General features: G+C 57.0%; 22 protein-coding genes. 13 read left to right on the top strand and 9 right to left on the bottom strand.

The window, feature by feature from the left end; all coding sequences use genetic code 11:
• Positions 1 to 3: 3 nt before the first annotated feature.
• The 6 genes from L6R44_RS02800 to L6R44_RS02775 are packed head-to-tail and all read right to left on the bottom strand — an operon-like array spanning position 4 to position 4,681.
• Positions 4 to 273 (bottom strand): hypothetical protein, encoded by a 270-nt coding sequence (locus L6R44_RS02800; RefSeq protein ID WP_237423172.1) that lies wholly within the window; start codon positions 271 to 273, stop codon positions 4 to 6.
• A gap of 2 nt (positions 274 to 275) precedes the next feature.
• A complete protein-coding gene (locus L6R44_RS02795; protein WP_237423171.1) occupies positions 276 to 1,433 on the bottom strand; it encodes an ExeA family protein in 1,158 nt (385 codons plus the stop codon).
• 10 nt (positions 1,434 to 1,443) lie between these two features.
• Positions 1,444 to 3,213 (bottom strand): DDE-type integrase/transposase/recombinase, encoded by a 1,770-nt coding sequence (locus L6R44_RS02790; RefSeq protein ID WP_237423170.1) that lies wholly within the window; start codon positions 3,211 to 3,213, stop codon positions 1,444 to 1,446.
• Positions 3,214 to 3,216: 3 nt separating this feature from the next.
• Positions 3,217 to 4,125: a DUF3102 domain-containing protein gene (locus L6R44_RS02785; protein WP_237423169.1), complete on the bottom strand. Its 909-nt coding sequence runs from the start codon at positions 4,123 to 4,125 to the stop codon at positions 3,217 to 3,219.
• 9 nt (positions 4,126 to 4,134) lie between these two features.
• Positions 4,135 to 4,440, bottom strand: coding sequence for a helix-turn-helix domain-containing protein (locus L6R44_RS02780; RefSeq protein WP_114683027.1), 306 nt, complete (start codon positions 4,438 to 4,440; stop codon positions 4,135 to 4,137).
• Positions 4,441 to 4,492: 52 nt separating this feature from the next.
• Complete coding sequence (locus tag L6R44_RS02775) at positions 4,493 to 4,681, bottom strand: DNA-binding protein (protein WP_032438825.1); 189 nt, start codon at positions 4,679 to 4,681, stop codon at positions 4,493 to 4,495.
• 89 nt (positions 4,682 to 4,770) lie between these two features.
• On the opposite strand from L6R44_RS02775, the gene L6R44_RS02770 reads away from it, so the two are divergent.
• Positions 4,771 to 5,136, top strand: coding sequence for a helix-turn-helix domain-containing protein (locus L6R44_RS02770; protein ID WP_237423168.1), 366 nt, complete (start codon positions 4,771 to 4,773; stop codon positions 5,134 to 5,136).
• 119 nt (positions 5,137 to 5,255) lie between these two features.
• On the opposite strand, the gene L6R44_RS02765 is transcribed toward L6R44_RS02770, so the two are convergent.
• Both L6R44_RS02765 and L6R44_RS02760 read right to left on the bottom strand, forming a co-directional pair.
• Entirely contained in the window at positions 5,256 to 5,522 is a 267-nt protein-coding gene (locus tag L6R44_RS02765; protein WP_237423167.1) for a hypothetical protein, read from the bottom strand.
• Positions 5,523 to 5,579: 57 nt separating this feature from the next.
• Positions 5,580 to 6,350, bottom strand: coding sequence for a DNA adenine methylase (locus L6R44_RS02760; RefSeq protein ID WP_237423166.1), 771 nt, complete (start codon positions 6,348 to 6,350; stop codon positions 5,580 to 5,582).
• A gap of 243 nt (positions 6,351 to 6,593) precedes the next feature.
• Here L6R44_RS02760 and L6R44_RS02755 point away from each other — a divergent pair, with 243 nt between their 5' ends.
• Entirely contained in the window at positions 6,594 to 7,160 is a 567-nt protein-coding gene (locus tag L6R44_RS02755) for a DUF2441 domain-containing protein (RefSeq protein WP_059386490.1), read from the top strand.
• Here L6R44_RS02755 and L6R44_RS02750 read toward each other — a convergent pair.
• Positions 7,081 to 7,404 (bottom strand): hypothetical protein, encoded by a 324-nt coding sequence (locus tag L6R44_RS02750; protein ID WP_237423165.1) that lies wholly within the window; start codon positions 7,402 to 7,404, stop codon positions 7,081 to 7,083. The two genes, L6R44_RS02755 and L6R44_RS02750, sit on opposite strands and share 80 nt — an antisense overlap.
• A gap of 131 nt (positions 7,405 to 7,535) precedes the next feature.
• Here L6R44_RS02750 and L6R44_RS02745 point away from each other — a divergent pair, with 131 nt between their 5' ends.
• From L6R44_RS02745 to L6R44_RS02695, 11 genes are all read left to right on the top strand, one after another.
• Positions 7,536 to 7,886, top strand: coding sequence for a putative holin (locus L6R44_RS02745; RefSeq protein WP_237423164.1), 351 nt, complete (start codon positions 7,536 to 7,538; stop codon positions 7,884 to 7,886).
• A gap of 2 nt (positions 7,887 to 7,888) precedes the next feature.
• Positions 7,889 to 8,617, top strand: a complete 729-nt coding sequence (locus tag L6R44_RS02740; protein WP_237423163.1) for a transglycosylase SLT domain-containing protein — start codon at positions 7,889 to 7,891, stop codon at positions 8,615 to 8,617.
• Positions 8,601 to 9,251, top strand: coding sequence for a hypothetical protein (locus L6R44_RS02735; protein ID WP_237423162.1), 651 nt, complete (start codon positions 8,601 to 8,603; stop codon positions 9,249 to 9,251). The genes L6R44_RS02740 and L6R44_RS02735 overlap by 17 nt, the downstream gene beginning before the upstream one ends.
• Positions 9,248 to 9,580, top strand: coding sequence for a hypothetical protein (locus tag L6R44_RS02730; protein WP_182315781.1), 333 nt, complete (start codon positions 9,248 to 9,250; stop codon positions 9,578 to 9,580). Before L6R44_RS02735 ends, L6R44_RS02730 begins: the two co-directional genes overlap by 4 nt.
• The gene (locus tag L6R44_RS02725; RefSeq protein WP_182315779.1) at positions 9,573 to 9,884 is read left to right on the top strand and encodes a hypothetical protein; all 312 of its coding nucleotides are present in this window, start codon (positions 9,573 to 9,575) and stop codon (positions 9,882 to 9,884) included. Before L6R44_RS02730 ends, L6R44_RS02725 begins: the two co-directional genes overlap by 8 nt.
• On the top strand, positions 9,884 to 10,426 hold the full coding sequence (locus L6R44_RS02720) for a DUF3486 family protein (protein WP_115454734.1): 543 nt from the start codon (positions 9,884 to 9,886) through the stop codon (positions 10,424 to 10,426). Before L6R44_RS02725 ends, L6R44_RS02720 begins: the two co-directional genes overlap by 1 nt.
• The gene (locus L6R44_RS02715; protein ID WP_237423161.1) at positions 10,423 to 11,946 is read left to right on the top strand and encodes a hypothetical protein; all 1,524 of its coding nucleotides are present in this window, start codon (positions 10,423 to 10,425) and stop codon (positions 11,944 to 11,946) included. Before L6R44_RS02720 ends, L6R44_RS02715 begins: the two co-directional genes overlap by 4 nt.
• Positions 11,946 to 13,442 (top strand): phage portal protein family protein, encoded by a 1,497-nt coding sequence (locus tag L6R44_RS02710; RefSeq protein WP_237423160.1) that lies wholly within the window; start codon positions 11,946 to 11,948, stop codon positions 13,440 to 13,442. Before L6R44_RS02715 ends, L6R44_RS02710 begins: the two co-directional genes overlap by 1 nt.
• A complete protein-coding gene (locus L6R44_RS02705) occupies positions 13,423 to 14,244 on the top strand; it encodes a phage head morphogenesis protein (protein ID WP_237423159.1) in 822 nt (273 codons plus the stop codon). Before L6R44_RS02710 ends, L6R44_RS02705 begins: the two co-directional genes overlap by 20 nt.
• Positions 14,245 to 14,246: 2 nt before the next feature.
• Positions 14,247 to 14,714, top strand: a complete 468-nt coding sequence (locus tag L6R44_RS02700; RefSeq protein ID WP_237423158.1) for a phage virion morphogenesis protein — start codon at positions 14,247 to 14,249, stop codon at positions 14,712 to 14,714.
• A 204-nt stretch (positions 14,715 to 14,918) separates the two neighbouring features.
• Positions 14,919 to 16,016 carry a peptidase gene (locus tag L6R44_RS02695; protein WP_237423157.1) on the top strand — a complete coding sequence of 366 codons (1,098 nt, stop codon included), beginning with the start codon at positions 14,919 to 14,921 and terminating at the stop codon, positions 16,014 to 16,016.
• Positions 16,017 to 16,020: the final 4 nt, after the last annotated feature.

Raw genomic sequence — 16,020 nt, 5'->3', positions numbered from 1 at the left:
TGGTTAATGTAATGACTCTGACCAGGTAATACGGCAGCCATGCAACTCAAAGACACCCTGACGAAAGCGCCCCGAACCGTCATGGCCAACGTGGGTATAGCTTGCCTTGCCCTGTTCCAGCAGGCGGGCGCAGTGGCCGTTGCGGGCGATACGGATAACCGGCTTACTGCCCGCAATCATGACGCTCTGCACGGTGGTATTCATCGCGTTAAGCGCCATAATGGCGGACTGGACCTTGTTCATCTGCTGGTTGATATCAATGATGGTTTTCATGGCTAAACCCCTTTGACAACGTCGGCGTTGACCTGTGGAACCCCGATTTCAGCGGCCAGATTCATGGCGGCTATCACCAGGTTACTGACGGCCAGCGGATACAGCAGGCTGACCATGCTTTTACGGCTACTGCCAAGATTGCTCAGGCGGGCGCGGATAGCGTCCACCGCGCTGGCGTCCATGACGTCGGCCAGCTGCTTACCGGCGCGTTGCAGCTTGAACGCCAGAAACTCTTCGAGGCTGTTGTCCAGCGGCAGCAGTTCAACCACCTCGCAGCGCTGCACGACTTCACGCACTTCCATGTTGCGCTCGGACAGCTTGTCCGCCAGTTCAGGCTGGCCAATCAGCACGATGGACAGCAGTTTTTTGAAGCCGGACTCCAGCTCAAAAAAGCGCTTGAGGTGCTTCAGCGTCGGGATGGGCAGACTATGGGCCTCTTCAATCACCAGAACGTGGCTGAAACCCGCCTGGCTGCTGTCCTTCAGGACACGGTGCAGCTGACGGAAGCGAGCGTCCTGGCTGCGCTTGATGTTTTCCAGCGGCGCGATAGTGCTGATGATGGCCTCGGCGATAGCCGCTGCCTTCAGGGTTTTACCCTTCACGTCGTTGTCTTCCATGGCGATGATGTACGGTTCGATAACCACCACTGGCGCATTTTCGCGGTTGATGCGTTCAATCATGTCGCGGCGCAGCGTGGATTTACCCGCGCCGGACTCGGCAATAATCGCGATAAAACCACCGTGGCGGGCGGTCTGGAACAGCGCCTCACGCACGTAGCGGATATCCGGCGTGGTGAACACGTCGTCCGCACCCTGCATGGCCTCATCGGCGAACGGGTCACGGAAAAGGCCAAACGCTTTTTTAGTTGCTGGAAATAACACCTGCTTTTTGAGTAACATGTTCTCTTCCTCACTGAGGTTGGTTGTACCCGCTGTGCGGGGCGTGGCAGCGCCCTGTGCAGCATCAAAACTCTTCGCTGTATCAATCCCCTGACTTTCCAGATAAGACGCCAGACGCTGACGTACTTCCTCCGGGCTGGTGCGGGGCCACTCGTTATGGTTCACAATCTGGGCAAGCGTAGCCTCGGAGACGGCGACGGCTCTTGCAACCACCGCCTGCGGGATACGGGCCTCTTTAAGTTGTTGTTTCAGTACCAGCATGTTGTCCTCCTTAGTTGCCGTTAACGATGCTGATAACGCTGCTGCGGGCCGGGGTGATCAGCGTGGCCATCACCTCATCCAGCGCAGCTTCCGGCACACCATCAGGGTACTGCGCCGCTAACTGGCGGTAATGCTCCGGTGTCCAGGCCTGACCGCAGGCCGAGAACCTCTCGCGCAGGGCTTTCGCCGCCTCCACATGGGTCAGCGGACGCTGCTCGATACGCGGGCCGCGCACGTCTGAAGCCTGACCACGCTTAGGCATATAGGCTGGAAGCGTGGTGTCGTCGATATGTTTATACGGGTCAAGCTTCCCGCCGAACGGCAGCGCCTTCGCCTTACGCGCAGCAGCTGCATCGGCGGCGTTATCCGTGCCGGTGACCAGCTCTTCGATTTCTTTTGCTGCCGTCTGCGCCGGGGTCTCCGGCAGGGCTTTATAGCTTTCGCCAAACACCGCCGCGCTTTCGGCAAAGCCAAACTCGTTCTTTCTGACCTCATCAATCAGCAGGAAGGTTTCGTGGCCGTCTTCGCCGGTCAGTACCACCTGCGCCACATCGCTGCGCCATGGGTTACGGGTAATCATCAGCTTTTCACCAACCAGCACGCCCGGTACCGCCGACACGTCATACTCAACGCCCCGGAACGAGACACGCAGTTTTGGCGTGACCTTACGGAGTTCAGGTGCTGCCACCGCCAGCTCGCGGCAGACCTCAACGGATGGCGCTTTTTTCAGCTGCTCAGCGGTGATTTTCAGCCAGATATCCGTGCGTGTTTTACGGTGGCGACTGTGGACCGCAGTGGCATTAAAGTGGCTGCGCCATTTCACGGCCAGCGCGTTCAGCTCTTCCAGACTGTGAACCGGCTGGAACTTCAGGCCCGGCTCCAGCTTGCGCTCGATAATGTCACGCGCCTTTTCCACCTGCCCGGTGGCGCGGGCGTTATGCGGCTTGTGCGCTATCAGGTCAACGCCCAGCGAGCGGCACATGTTTTTCGTCATACCGGCGGTGTTCGCCGAGCCGGGGTCGAGGTAGAGTATTTTCGGTACGCCGTGCAGCACATCCGCACCACCGCGCTCCTGCATCGCATTAATAAGGACGGAGCAAAGGTTCTCGCCGGACTCCGCGCCCATCACGTACTCAACGTAAATCCAGCCGCTGGTATGGTCGGTAATCTCGTAACTCCATACGCGGTCGCTTGCGATACGCGCGACGTTAGCAGGCTTGTTTTTGTAGAACTTCGCGCTGTCCATCACCTGCAGCCCCTTGTGGCCGTTGCTCAGGTAGTAAAGCGTACAAAGCGACGCATCAATCTCCCAGACATGGTTGGGGTGCAGACTCGCCATCTCGGAGGACGGTGCCGGTGCGTCCAGCTGTTCCGGGTGCAGACCATAGTTGCGCAGGGCGCGGCTGATGGTGTCCTCAGACAGCGGGAAAAACTCGCCCGTCGCCTCGTCCGTTCTGCCAGCGGAGATAAAGCCGTTTGACCGCAGGGTCTCCACCGCATCGGCGATGGAGTACAGACGCTTTCCGTTTTTACGGGTAGCTTCGCGCAGCGTGGCAGATATCAGCGCGGCTTCGTCGCGGCTCAGGGCACTGCGCCCGGCGTCAGCGCGTTTTTTACGTTTGTCAGTCACTGATACCTCCTTCAGCTTGCGTAGCAGGGTGGCGCGGGACAGGCCCAGTTCGGCGCATGCGGCCTCGTAAATTGCACCGCGCTTACCATGCCCCGCATCACGTGCCGCGCGGGCAACATAAACCAGTCGTTCAGTCAGGGCGGCACTCATCGGTTATGCCTCCTGCCCGTTAATCTTCGGCGTCGGTTCAGTCAGCCATGAAGGGGCAACGTTGCCTGTCAGCTCATCCGGCAGGTCAAAGGTGGCGCGCAGGTTGCTGGCCGCGCGCTCCAGCTCGCAGACCAGACCCGCCATAAAGTCTTTGGGCGTATCAATGGTATTTTCAGCACAGTAGGCACATAAGGTTTCAAAGGCACTGGACAGTCGGACAGCGATGGCAGACTCCGCTTCGACCGCTAACCCCGTCACTTCCGCCCGCAGCTTTTTCACTTCTTCGTCAGGTTTCGGGGGCTGGACACGGGATTTTTTCTCAAGCTTCGTGGAAAGCGTGTCAATTTTTTCGTTCTTGTCGGCAAGCACACGCTGCTGTGCTGCGTTGGTTTCGCGGGCTTCGCGTAATGCAACCCGGAGTTCGCGGCTGGTCATGCGATCGATATCATCGAGGGTTAAGCCTGCAATTGTGCCACCTTCGGCTAACTCTGATAGTTCTTCGTCGTCCTCTGCTATCAATTCGAATAGTTTTGTTTTACCCAAATGTGCCAGCGCTGGCACATTTGATTTCAGTGTGGGAGATAAATATTTAGTAGCAGCCTGCATCATCCTTACGGAGGTTCGGTATGGTAAGCCAAGTTCATTTTCTAGGACGTTGATAAACTCCCCATGTGGCTCATTCTCTTTCAGTATCACTAAACGCTTACCGGCTTCGAGCATAGACTCAGCACTCTGAGCCATATAAAAGCGAGCTTCGTGAATAATTCGATCACGTTCATACGGCAGACCATCACCAAATTGCTGCATGATTTCGATGCGATGTTCGGTCATGGCGTTAAGGCTGACACTGAGGTCATCGGTCAGTGGTACATCTTCCACTAATTCAACTTGTTGTACTTTTGTGCGTCCCATGTCAACTCCTTAGCGACTGCCAGCCATAACGCGCTGGTTAATTTCATTGATTCGATCCTGTGCCCGCGCCATCTCGGTGCTATGCGCCATGGCGATTTGTAATAGCTGGACTCCTGGAGCAAAACGTCCGTTATCCAGTTTCAGCGCAAGGCCTTCCTCGATAAGGGTATTGAGTGCCCGATTGATATTTGCCGGGGACTCGCCCAGAGCTGATGCCAGTTCACCGTTAGAAACACCGTTCAGAGCGTGACCGCGCAGAGCTTTAAGGACACGCAGAATGCGAGAGCCAGAACTGGAAATATTTGCCTTACTCATGTCACATTCCCCTTTTTGCGATATGTGATAATCTGTTACATGGGCTAAAACGTTATGCCGCATTTGAATCTGGTTTCAGACCCAGCTTCACGGCAATTTCGTGGGATTTGCCGTAACGGGCTTTGGTGAAACCGTTAAGAACACGGTAGACCTCATTGCGGCTGTAGCCGTTTTCTTCTGCCCAGCGGGTGAACGTGACACCGCGCTGACGGAAGAGTGATTTGACTTGTTCTGCAGTCATCGTTGTCTCCTTTGTTGATGCAATGATGTTTGCCTTATGTGTGATAGATTATATACACAAACGTGTATAAAGCAACGAAAGAGACGCAAATGTGTATAGCCGAGCGATTAAAAGACGTACTGAAAGAAAAGAAAATCAGCTCAATCAAAGAGTTTGCTGAGATTTGCGAGCTACCCTACCGTACAGCCCAAAGCTATTTGAATGGCGACAGGGAGCCGAATATTGCAGGTCTAACAAAGCTATGCACACAATTGGGTATAAACCTCAATTGGCTTCTTACCGGTGTAGGTGAACAATTTATCCTGGGGGATAAAACTTCATTGGTGCAGGGAATATCAACAGAGAAGCAGGCTCTGATGGATGCGTTTGATGAAATGAGTCCTGAGCAGCGGAGGGCTATTCTTGAGGTTGGCAAAGTCCTCGCTCAACCAAAACCCAATAAATATGCTGGATAAAGTGAGGTATCACGTAAGCACCTCAGTAAAGGGGATGTTGTTGATCTGGCTGCTTTTCGGAGTAAAGGTTTAAAAAAGTGATATGGCAAGGACTAAAGCGCCTTGCCATGCGTGAAACATTAGTCTTTTACTGTGAACCAACCCTCGAAGTAAGTTCCTTTAGTTCCAGTTTCTTTCTTCTCACAGCCAAAAGCTTCATCGTTTGGCAACATTCCAGTCACCTTATCCGGAGTGTCCTGCACGATTTTCAAAGGCTCACCACCCTTGAGTTTGATGGCGGATAAACACTCCTGAAGCGAATGAAACTCTCCCTTCATTACATCATCAGCTAGTGAGTTTCCGGTAACTGCAAGAGATGCAACAAGTACAACTATCTTTAATTTCATGATGTTACCTATTATTAAATGGTCCGAGCATGGATGGTTTTTAACGATTTTATTTAATTAAAAGTTACAAATCACCAATTCTTTCCGTGGCGTAGCCTTGCCCGTTACTTTCAGGTTGTAGCTAATATCCACCGACTGAATGTTTAGCCCGTTAAAAGCTTGTCGCATTTCAGGGATGTCGTTCACCGATATAATCATTTTCCCCTTGATGCTTCTGGCCAGCGTCGCCATTCGGATATAGTTGCCTATTGGAAAATCCACGCCGTAGCCTTCTGTTCCCCAGTACGGCGGGTCACAGTAGAACAGCGTATGCGGGCGATCATAGCGCTCTATGCACTGATGCCAGTCCAGATGCTCAATTAGCGTTCTCGACAGGCGCAGGTGCGCCATTGACAGTTCTTCTTCGATACGCAGCAGGTTGAAGCGCGGAGCACTGGTGGTGGATGTTCCGAAAGTGTGATCGGCGACCTTACCACCAAACGCCTGCTTCTGAAGGTAGTAGAACCGGGCCGCCCGCTGAATGTCGGTGAGCGTATCTTCCGGAGTATCCTGCAGCCATTTGTAAATCTGACGGCTGACCAGTGCCCATTTGAACTGCCGAACAAACTCTTCCAGGTGATGTTTTACCACCCGATACAGATTCACCAGTTCGCCGTTGATATCGTTAATGACTTCGATCGTGCTGGGTGCCTTAAGAAAATAAAGCGCAGCTGCTCCGCAGAACGGCTCCACATAGCAGGTATGGGCCGGAAACAACGGTAAAATATGCTTCGCCAGACGACGTTTACCGCCAATCCAGGGAACGATGGGCAAAGATTGTTCTTTCATTATCCGTAAGCCTTTTGCAATCAGTGAAAATATGGCAGGCTAGTCTGGTCTCGCGAGACTGACTGAACCCTGGTCGGCTCACAGCACATACCTGTGGGTTGATGACCAGTCCGGTGTTCGAGCACCGGGCTGGTCGTTCTTTCACTGCCAGGATGCGGTTTATGGATAACTGTTTTCTATTAACGCAATTTACTGGATGTGTAACCTACGTGCAGTGTTTGTTCGATAAGGATTGTTTTCTGAATGGGAACGTATTACACACTTGATTCCGCTAATCGTCTGCCTTCGCCTTGCCATGTAATTACCGGAAAATACGAACCTGAAGTGCCGGAGCTGGCCGCTTTCCTTCATCAGATGTATCCCGATGGTCTTTCCAAGCACGGTCATAACTATCTCTATAACCCCGGCCCTAAAATGGAAGATGACAGCGGAGTCAGCAGAAGTCTGCTGGTCGGTCTGGTGTTTGAGTTAGTTCGCCGTAGCCATTTTCCTGACAAACCCTCCCGCTATCAGTCACTGTTTGCCTGTCAGCATCTGAGTGAAGTCAGGAAGTTTCGGGGATTACTGGCCGATGAGAGAGGCGAAGAGGAAATCAGAACGGCACCGATATATGAAGTCATCACAGATGAGCCGGTGCATCGCGGAGATATGAGGTTATTGAACAGTGATTGCCCGGTGCTGGAACTGTATCACCGGGCCTGGCTTTACTGGTCGGGAGAAGCGGCCCCGGTTAAGACTGGTGAGGAAGAACCGTTCTGGGAACTGCTGATTCCGCTTCCAGTATTCGTTGGTCGCAGGATAACTGAGTAGCAGGATTAGGTGCGGCTTTAAATCGTGATGTCGCCGCCACATTGCCAATCATCATGACGTTGTTTTCTCCGCTGGCGAAATGACTTCTTCTCTCTTCAAGTGCATCCAGCGCGTTTTTCAGTTCTGCAATCGCTTCGGTTGGGCAACATGCATCCACGCTTAGCGTGTAAGTTTTATTTTTCTCTCCGGTCCTGATCCCAAAGAGGAACCCTTTTTTAAAACCTGGCTGTTTCGGTTCAGTCATCGTGCTTGCCTCCCCTGTGTTTTGTGTGCCACCATTCTGGCCGCTTCCCTCTGCGAACACTTATAACGCGCTTTAAAATCCGTATCCCGCCACATTTGTGATGCTGTCTCCCACACAACAAGGAGACACTCATGAAAAACCTGAAAAAATTCATTCCCCCTGTTAAAAAGCCCCGCCTCAGCGGCTGGCTGCTGACCTCTGTGCTGTTGCTCGGCACCATCGGTCTGGTCTCGCCCCAGCAGCTGCCGGTGGTTGTCTACAAGCTGTCGCTCATCTCGCTGGCGGCTGTGCTGGGCTACTGGCTTGACCGTTCGCTTTTCCCCAAAGCCCGCCCCGGCCAGTACCTGAAGCATGATGAGAAGCTGATGGCTGACGGTCGCTTCCCCGTCCAGACCGGTCTCCACCTGGTGTTTTCCGCCGCGTTGATCCGCCGTGCGCTGATTGTTGCCGCAGTCTGTCTGGCCGTGGCGATGGGGCTGTGACCATGAACTGGCCTCAAATCACTCTCATCATCCTGCTCGCCTTCGGGCTGGGCGTAACGGCCATCAGGCATGGCGAACCACGCAACGATAAATACAGCTTCTGGTGGCAGCTCGCTGGCAACCTGGTGATTGCCTGGCTGCTCTGGTGCGGCGGTTTTTTCAGTCAGGCCAGTGCGGCCCAGCCTCCGCAGGCCGCGCAGCAGTATCGCAGTGATGTGATCCGCAATGCCCGACTTGAGTGGGGAATGTCAGCGCCGGTGGCGGACTTCGCCGCGCAGCTGCATCAGGAAAGCGGCTGGCGGCCCGATGCGGTCTCACCGGTTGGCGCTCAGGGTCTGGCGCAGTTTATGCCCGCCACCGCCGACTGGATAAGCCAGATGGTGCCTGAGCTTAACAACCGTGAGCCGTTTAACCCGGCATGGGCCATCCGGGCGCTGGTCAGCTATGACCGCTGGCTGTGGCAGCGCGTCAGCGCCACCGACAGCTGCGAACGCATGGCCATGGCGCTGTCGGGCTATAACGGAGGCTTAGGCTGGGTGCAGCGTGACAAGCGCCTTGCATCACAGAAGGGGCTGGACAGCGCCCGCTGGTTTGGTCATGTCGAGACGGTGAATGCCGGACGCAGCGCCGCCAGCTGGCGTGAGAACCGCCATTACCCGCAGCGCATCCTGCGGGAGCTGGCCCCCCGTTATCTCACATGGGGAGGCAGCAGCTGTGTGGAACCTGGTTAAAAGACTACCGTGGCGCGGCATGGTGCTGGCGCTTGTCCTGGTGGGTGCGCTTTATGGGCTGAACCGCTGGGGCTATCACGACGGTACTGAAGACGCAAAACGCGACGGTGACGCGGCGCTCAGTCGGCTGCAGTCGGCGTTTGATGCGTACAAAACCGAACAGACAACCCTTGAGAACGCCGCGCTCCGGGCATGGGCGAAGCGTTATCAGGAGCAGGTTGCCGCAGGCCATCAGGCCGAGGCCAGCTACCTTGAGCAAATCGCTCTGCTTGAGAGCCAGAACCAACAACTACAGGGGCAGATTAACGATGTCACACAGCGCTGGATTGATGAAAAAGGCAAGAGCCATCCCATTAACTGCGTGTTTACTCGCGGCTTCGTGCGCCAGTACAACGCCGCGCTCGGTTACGACAACGCCTCCGTCGACGCCGGTCCTTCAGGAACATCTGCCACCGCTGGCACCGGCGCTGGCGAAGCGTCCCGGCAACCTGAAGCCGCTGACGCCAGGCTACGCGACTCAGGCGTCAGCCAGCGCGACGTCCTTGCCAACATCATCGACAACGCAAAACAGTGCCGGGTCTGGCGAAGCCAGATAAACGGGCTGCTGGACGAACGAGAAGGATTACAGAAATGACGCTGCAGGTTGAATTCTGGACGGTGGTGGGCTTCCTCATCACCTTCATGAGCTTTGTCGGAGGGATGGCCAAGTGGCTTTTCAGTAAAGCAGAAGAACGACAGGCGGCGCGGTTTTCCTCGCTGGAGCAGTCGCTGCAGCAGTCCGCCTCCAACTGGGGTGAGCTGGAGAAAGAGTTCATGCGGTTTAAGGCGGACTTACCGCTGAACTACGTCCGTCGTGAGGACTATATCCGTGGTCAGACGGTCATTGAGGCCAAGCTGGACGCGCTTTATAACAAACTGGAAGTGGTACAACAGTACCGTATTACCGGAGGTAAACATGGTTGATATCGCCCGCGTGCGCCGGGAATCCCTGCGCTGGAGCCTGCTGGTCGCGCTGAATAAAACCCGCCCGTACACCGCCAGCGAAACGCTGCTGCTGGACGTGGCCCGCGCGATTTATCCCGACACCACCTCGCTTGAGCTGCGTCGTGAGCTGGACTACCTGTCTGACCGCAAAATGGTTGAGCTTGAGAAGAGGCCCTCCGGCGACTGGTTTGCCGACCTGACCCGCCTCGGCGTTGACCTCGTGGAATATACCGTGGAATGCGGCCCCGGCATCGCCCGTCCGGAAAAATACTGGAGTGAATGATGGCCAGACGCAGCACGATAGACAAGCTGCCGGAAGACGTGCGCCGCTGGCTTGAGCGGGCGCTGAACGAGTCCGGCTTCAGCGGGTATACCGAACTGGAGACCCTGCTGCGCGATCGGGGATACGTCATCAGCAAATCGGCTATCCATCGCTATGGTCAGAAGATTGAGCGCCGCTATGGTGCCATCCGCGCGGCCACCGAAGCGGCCCGGATGCTGACCGAGGGAGCCGCAGACGATCAGGATGCACGCTCTGAGGCGGTGATTGCCCTGATTCAGACCGAGCTGTTCGAGAGTATTGTCCTGCTGCAGGAGGACGAAGAAGAAATCGACCCCAAAGAGCGCGTGGCGCTGCTGTCCAAGGTCGCAAAGAACGTGGCCACGCTGTCCCGCGCCTCGGTCAACCTGAAGAAATTCCAGACCGAAGTCCGCGCCAGAGCGCAGCAGGCAGCCAGCAATGCCGAGAAAATTGCCCGCAAGGGCGGTCTGTCACATGAAGCGGCTCAGGCCATACGCCGCGAAATTCTGGGGATCGCATCGTGAATCCATTACCGCCAGTGGTACCCGACACCTCAGCCTCCGACGTTCCCGTCGTACTGATGCCCTACCAGCAGCGCTGGGTGGCTGATACCTCTCCGCTCAAGATTATCGAGAAGAGCCGCCGTACCGGTATCACCTGGGCCGAGGCGTCCGATAACGTCCTGACGGCGGCATCAGCGGTGACAGCCGGTGGCATGAACGTCTATTACATCGCCTACAACCAGGACATGACCGTCGAATACATTCAGGCCTGTGCGATGTGGGCGCGTATGTTCAACTATGCCGCCAGTGAAATCGAGGAAGGCTTCTGGGAAGAGGACGAAGACGACAAGCACATCAAGACCTACACCATCAAGTTTCCCGACTCCGGCTTTCGCGTTGTCGCGCTCTCCAGCCGTCCGTCTAACCTGCGTGGTCGTCAGGGCATCATCGTTATCGACGAGGCTGCGTTCCACGAGCAACTGGACGAACTGCTGAAAGCGGCGCTGGCGATGCTTATCTGGGGCGGCAAGGTGCGCGTTATCTCCACCCATGACGGCGATGATAACCCGTTCAATACGCTTATCGGCGATATCCGGGCCGGGCGTCAGGGCGGCAGCGTGCAGCGCATCCCGTTCAAGGAGGCCGTCGCGGAGGGGCTGTTCCGCCGCGTCTGCCTGCGTACCGGAAAGGTATGGTCACAGGAGGCGGAAGATGCCTGGATGGCGTCGGTGTACAAGTTTTACGGGACCGGTGCTTCTGAAGAGCTTGACTGTGTTCCGGCGAACGGTGGCGGAGCATGGCTCTCACGTGCCCTGATTGAGTCACGAATGTCGGCTGAAACGCCGGTGCTGCGCCTGACCTGCCCGGAGGGCTATGAACTGCTGTCCGACGAGGTGCGGTGGAGCGAGACGCAGGACTGGCTGGAGGAGAATCTGAAGCCGCTGCTGGAAGCGCTGCCTGCGGATGCCCGCTCGTTTTTAGGGCGTGACTTTGGCCGCAGCGGTGACCTGTCGGTGGACTATCCCCTGCTGCAGCAAAAGAACCTGGTACGGCGCGTGCCGTTCGTGATGGAGCTGCGTAACGTGCCGTTTAAACAGCAGGAGCAAATCACCTGGTACCTGATGGACGGTCTGCCCAACCTGATGGGGGCGGCGCTGGACGCCCGTGGCAACGGCTCCTATCTGGCGGAGTATGCCATGCAGCGCTACGGCTCCAGCCGTGTTAAGCAGGTCATGCCCACCGAGGGCTGGTACCGGGAACATATGCCGCCGGTCAAGGCCGCGCTGGAGGACGGTAACCTGGTGGATTTACCGAAGGATGAAGACACGCTGGACGACCTGCGGGCCGTGCAGGTCGTGAACGGTGTCCCCCGCGTGCCGGAGCAGCGGTCTAAGGCAAAGTCCGACAGTGGCAAACGCCACGGGGACTCGGCGGTCTCGCTGGCGCTGGCGTACTTTGCCAGCCGTGAAATTAACAAAGGGCCGGTGAAGGCAAGCTCACGCCGTCGTCGTCAGGCGGCCCGGATGCTGGAGGATTACTGATGGCCCGTGGAATCTGGGTTTCCCCGACTGAGTTTGTCTCTTTTGCCGAACCCGATAAAACGCTGACGGAGCAGATTGCCTCGCGCAGCCGCTCCATCGATTTCTTTGGGCTGGGTATGTATCTGCCCAACCCGGACCCTATCCTCAAGTCTCAGGGGCGGGATATCCGCATCTATCGCGAACTGCGTACCGACCCGCTGGTCGGCGGCTGTATCCGCAGGCGCAAGGCGGCGGTCCGGTCGCTGGAGCGAGGTCTTGAGCGTGGTCACGCCCCGGCGCGGGTGTTCAGCTTCATCCGGGATATGCTGGACGATCTCGATATTTCCCGCATCATCGGCGAGATGACCGACGCCGTGCTCTACGGGTACCAACCCTGTGAACTCATGTGGGGCCGTTCGGTGAAGTCGTGGACCCTCGACGATATCGTGGGCAAGCCCCCGGAGTGGTTCCAGTTCGACAGCAACAACCTGCTGCGCTTTCGGGCCAGAGATACCGGGCTGGAAGGTGAAGCCCTGCCGCTGAATAAGTTTGTGGTCCCCCGACAGGATGCGACCTACGACAACCCGTATGGCTTCCCGGACCTGTCCATGTGCTTCTGGCCCGTCACCTTCAAAAAAGGCGGCATGAAGTTCTGGGTACGCTTTGCTGAGAAGTACGGCTCACCGTGGGTCATTGGTAAGCATCCGCGCGGGACGGCGCAGGGCGAGATTGACCTGCTGCTGGATTCCATGGAGTCGATGGTCGAAGACGCGGTGGCCGCTATCCCCGATGATTCGTCAATTGAAATCAAAGAGGCCGCAGGCAAGGCTGACAGCAGCGATATTTATAAAGACCTGATAACGCTTGCCCGCAGTGAGATTTCCATCGCGCTGCTGGGGCAGAACCAGACCACCGAAGCCAACAGCAACCGCGCGTCTGCCATGGTAGGGCTGGAGGTCACCGATGATATCCGGGACGCTGATGCCGATATCGTGGTAAGCGCGGTGAATCAGGCCATCAAAATGGCGGTCTCGATGAACTTCGGCGACGTGGCCAGCCCCGTCTGGAAGATGTGGGAACAGGGCACGGTCGACGATACGCAGGCCACCCGTGACGAGAAACTCAGCCGCGCCGGTGTGGCCTTCCTGCCACAATACTGGAAGCGCGAGTACCAGCTGCAGGACGGGGATATCGACGAGACGCCCCCGTCTGAGCACCAGAAGAATGCGCTGCCGTTGTCTTTCGCCGAGGCGATTGATGCCGATATACAGGCCCAGCAGGACCTTGATGACGCGCTGGATATTCTGATGAACGGTGGCACGTTAAACGGCGTGCTTGCGCCGGTGCTGGAGCCGCTCTTTACGCAGGTGAAGGATGGTGTAAACCCGTCTGAGCTGCTGGGAGAGCTGGCCGAACTGTACCCGCAGATGAATGCGGATGACCTGCAGGAACGGCTGGCCCGCATCCTGTTTGTTGCTGGCATCTGGGGGCGTCTGCATGAGCGTAACCACGACTGAGCTAGCCTACTGCATGACGCTACCGCCTAAACGGGCCATCAGCTATCTGAAGTCCAAAGGGTATAGCTTCACATGGGACTGGGAGGAGATGTGGCAGGAAGCCCACGCCCGCGCCTTTACCGTCGCTAAAGTGACCCGGCTGGATATTCTGGAAGATATCCGAAGCGCCCTGCAGCAGGCGCTGGATGAGGGTAAGACTGACCGCTGGTTCCGCCAGCAGCTGGAGCCGGAGCTGCAGCGCAAGGGATGGTGGGGGCCGCGTGATACCACCGACCCGGTAACGGGCGAGCCAGTCACCATCCAGCAGGGCAGCCCGTGGCGGCTCGATACCATCTTTCGCACCAATATGTCTGTCCTCTACAGCGCCGGGCGCTGGGCGGAGCAGATGGAGAACGTCGACGACAGACCGTACTGGATGTATACCGGCATCAACGACAGCCATACCCGCAAGGCGCATCTGCTACTTCACAACCTAGTGCTTCGCTATGACGACCCGTTCTGGCAGGCGTTCTACCCGCCGAACGGCTGGCGCTGCCGCTGTGGGGTCATTGCCCTGAGCGCCGCCGAGGTTCGCGCCCGTGGTCTGAAGGTGACGAACTCAGGCTCCGCCATGGGGTGGGAGCTGAAGTTGGTGTCAGAGAAGACGGGCGAAATGCAGAACGTCGCCACCTTCAACACCGGCACCACGAAGGTTGCCACCGACGTCGGCTGGTCATACGCACCGGGTGCGGCGTACCGTCCTGACCTTGCCCGGTATCAGGGCACGCTCAAACCACTGGCACAGCAGGAACTGAGAGGATAACGATGGCTTCAGACAACCTGGTCACAATCACCATTAACGATAAATCCCTTCGCCAGAGCCTTCGTGCGCTGGAGCTGGCGGTGACGGACCTCTCGCCCGCGATGCGTAAAATCGCCGGAACTCTGCTGACGGAAACGTTGCTGAACTTCGAAGATGAAGGCCGCCCGGCCTGGACTCCCTCGCTGGCCGCGCAGGAGCGGGATGGCATGACCCTGCAGGACAAGGGGAATGCCGGTGGCCTGAAGGGGAGCATTTCCACTGATTATGATGCCAGCCACGCGATGCTCGGCACCAACAAAGTGTATGGCCCGATTCACCAGTTCGGTGGCGAGGCCGGGCGTAATCATTCCGTTGAGCTGGAAGCCCGCCCTTATCTGCCGCTAACCGGCGACGGTGAGCTGCAGCCGGAAGCCGAAACCTCGGTTCTGGATACGATTGTCCGGCATCTTGAATCAGCGGCCCACCGTTGAATTTAACCCTCTGGGGCGGGTGATTTACCGCATTACCCGCTCCGGAACCTTTATAAAGGTTTACAGCCCCCTCGTTTACCGCTTTAATCATCCCTGTTTCCCTTCGCCATACTTCTCTCCCCCAGTTTTTTCTAAAGCAGATTAAAAGCGCCATTGCGTGCTTTTCCGCAGACTGTCTCCGACAACGTAACGCGGGACAGCAAAATGTCAGCCATTCATATTTTTAAAGCCGGTACCCATACCGATATGCACGGCACGAAACTGCCGTTCACGCAGAGCGACCTTGCCGCCTGCGTCAAAGCCTACGATCCATCCGTCCACGAAGCTCCTCTCGTCATTGGTCACCCGAAAACCGAAGACCCGGCGTGGGGCTGGGTGAAGTCCCTGTCGCTCAGCGGCGCTGACCTGCTGGCAGAGCCTGAACAGCTCGACCCGCAGTTTGCCGAAATGGTGGGCAACGGGCGCTTCAAGAAGGTTTCCGCCTCGTTCTATCTCCCGGACTCACCGAACAACCCGAAGCCCGGCACGCTTTACCTGCGCCATGTTGGCTTTCTGGGGGCGCAGCCGCCTTCCATTAAGGGGCTGAAGCAGGTCTCGTTTGGTGAGAAAGAGGAAGGCGTCGTGGAGTTTGCCGACTGGAGTGATATCACCAACGCCTCTTTATGGGGTCGTCTGCGTGATTTTCTGATCGCCCGGTTCGGGATCGATGAGACCGACAAAATCATCCCGTCGTGGCAGCTGGATTCACTGCGTGATGAGGCTTACCGCGATGATGCCGTCAAAACCCCCGATTTCAGTGAACGTAATCCATCCCCTCAAAAAGAGAGTAACGCAATGACCGAAGACGAAATCAACGCGCTGCAGGCGGAAAACACCCGTCTGAAAGCGGAAGCGACCCAGCGTGCCGAGCTGGAAGCGAAGAGCAAGCTGGATACGCTCCATGCGGACAACGTCTCCTTTGCCGAGACACTGGTCGGCACTGGCCGTCTGACCCCGGCAGCAAAGCCGGTAGTGGTGGCCATTCTTGATGCGGTAGCCGGTGGCGACGAGCCGGTTGAGTTCGCCGAAGGCGATACCCGCACCCCGCTGGCCACGGCGTTTAAGTCGCTGCTGGACGGCGCTGCTCCGGTGCTGAGTTTCGGTGAGCACGCCACCAAGGACCGCGTGGACACGGATATCAAAACGACTTCAGCAGAGTTTGCTGAGGCCGACCCTGAGCGTCTGGCGCTGCATCAGAAAGCGCTGGACCTGTCGAAAAAAGAAGGCATCAGCTACGACGCTGCTGTCTCACGCTGCCTGTAATTGA

The sequence above is a fragment of the Enterobacter cloacae complex sp. ECC445 genome, from assembly GCF_021892025.1.
GTDB classification, from domain to species: Bacteria; Pseudomonadota; Gammaproteobacteria; order Enterobacterales; family Enterobacteriaceae; genus Enterobacter; species Enterobacter chengduensis.
This window is presented reverse-complemented; position numbering and strand designations above follow the sequence as displayed.

Excerpts from the sequence above, each read along its gene's own strand:
- L6R44_RS02800 (WP_237423172.1), bottom strand. The coding sequence starts at position 273 with ATGAAAACCATCATTGATATCAACCAGCAGATGAACAAGGTCCAGTCC.
- L6R44_RS02795 (WP_237423171.1), bottom strand. The coding sequence starts at position 1,433 with ATGCTGGTACTGAAACAACAACTTAAAGAGGCCCGTATCCCGCAGGCG.
- L6R44_RS02790 (WP_237423170.1), bottom strand. The coding sequence starts at position 3,213 with ATGAGTGCCGCCCTGACTGAACGACTGGTTTATGTTGCCCGCGCGGCA.
- L6R44_RS02785 (WP_237423169.1), bottom strand. The coding sequence starts at position 4,125 with ATGGGACGCACAAAAGTACAACAAGTTGAATTAGTGGAAGATGTACCA.
- L6R44_RS02780 (WP_114683027.1), bottom strand. The coding sequence starts at position 4,440 with ATGAGTAAGGCAAATATTTCCAGTTCTGGCTCTCGCATTCTGCGTGTC.
- L6R44_RS02775 (WP_032438825.1), bottom strand. The coding sequence starts at position 4,681 with ATGACTGCAGAACAAGTCAAATCACTCTTCCGTCAGCGCGGTGTCACG.
- L6R44_RS02770 (WP_237423168.1), top strand. The coding sequence starts at position 4,771 with ATGTGTATAGCCGAGCGATTAAAAGACGTACTGAAAGAAAAGAAAATC.
- L6R44_RS02765 (WP_237423167.1), bottom strand. The coding sequence starts at position 5,522 with ATGAAATTAAAGATAGTTGTACTTGTTGCATCTCTTGCAGTTACCGGA.
- L6R44_RS02760 (WP_237423166.1), bottom strand. The coding sequence starts at position 6,350 with ATGAAAGAACAATCTTTGCCCATCGTTCCCTGGATTGGCGGTAAACGT.
- L6R44_RS02755 (WP_059386490.1), top strand. The coding sequence starts at position 6,594 with ATGGGAACGTATTACACACTTGATTCCGCTAATCGTCTGCCTTCGCCT.
- L6R44_RS02750 (WP_237423165.1), bottom strand. The coding sequence starts at position 7,404 with ATGACTGAACCGAAACAGCCAGGTTTTAAAAAAGGGTTCCTCTTTGGG.
- L6R44_RS02745 (WP_237423164.1), top strand. The coding sequence starts at position 7,536 with ATGAAAAACCTGAAAAAATTCATTCCCCCTGTTAAAAAGCCCCGCCTC.
- L6R44_RS02740 (WP_237423163.1), top strand. The coding sequence starts at position 7,889 with ATGAACTGGCCTCAAATCACTCTCATCATCCTGCTCGCCTTCGGGCTG.
- L6R44_RS02730 (WP_182315781.1), top strand. The coding sequence starts at position 9,248 with ATGACGCTGCAGGTTGAATTCTGGACGGTGGTGGGCTTCCTCATCACC.
- L6R44_RS02725 (WP_182315779.1), top strand. The coding sequence starts at position 9,573 with ATGGTTGATATCGCCCGCGTGCGCCGGGAATCCCTGCGCTGGAGCCTG.
- L6R44_RS02720 (WP_115454734.1), top strand. The coding sequence starts at position 9,884 with ATGGCCAGACGCAGCACGATAGACAAGCTGCCGGAAGACGTGCGCCGC.
- L6R44_RS02710 (WP_237423160.1), top strand. The coding sequence starts at position 11,946 with ATGGCCCGTGGAATCTGGGTTTCCCCGACTGAGTTTGTCTCTTTTGCC.
- L6R44_RS02705 (WP_237423159.1), top strand. The coding sequence starts at position 13,423 with ATGAGCGTAACCACGACTGAGCTAGCCTACTGCATGACGCTACCGCCT.
- L6R44_RS02700 (WP_237423158.1), top strand. The coding sequence starts at position 14,247 with ATGGCTTCAGACAACCTGGTCACAATCACCATTAACGATAAATCCCTT.
- L6R44_RS02695 (WP_237423157.1), top strand. The coding sequence starts at position 14,919 with ATGTCAGCCATTCATATTTTTAAAGCCGGTACCCATACCGATATGCAC.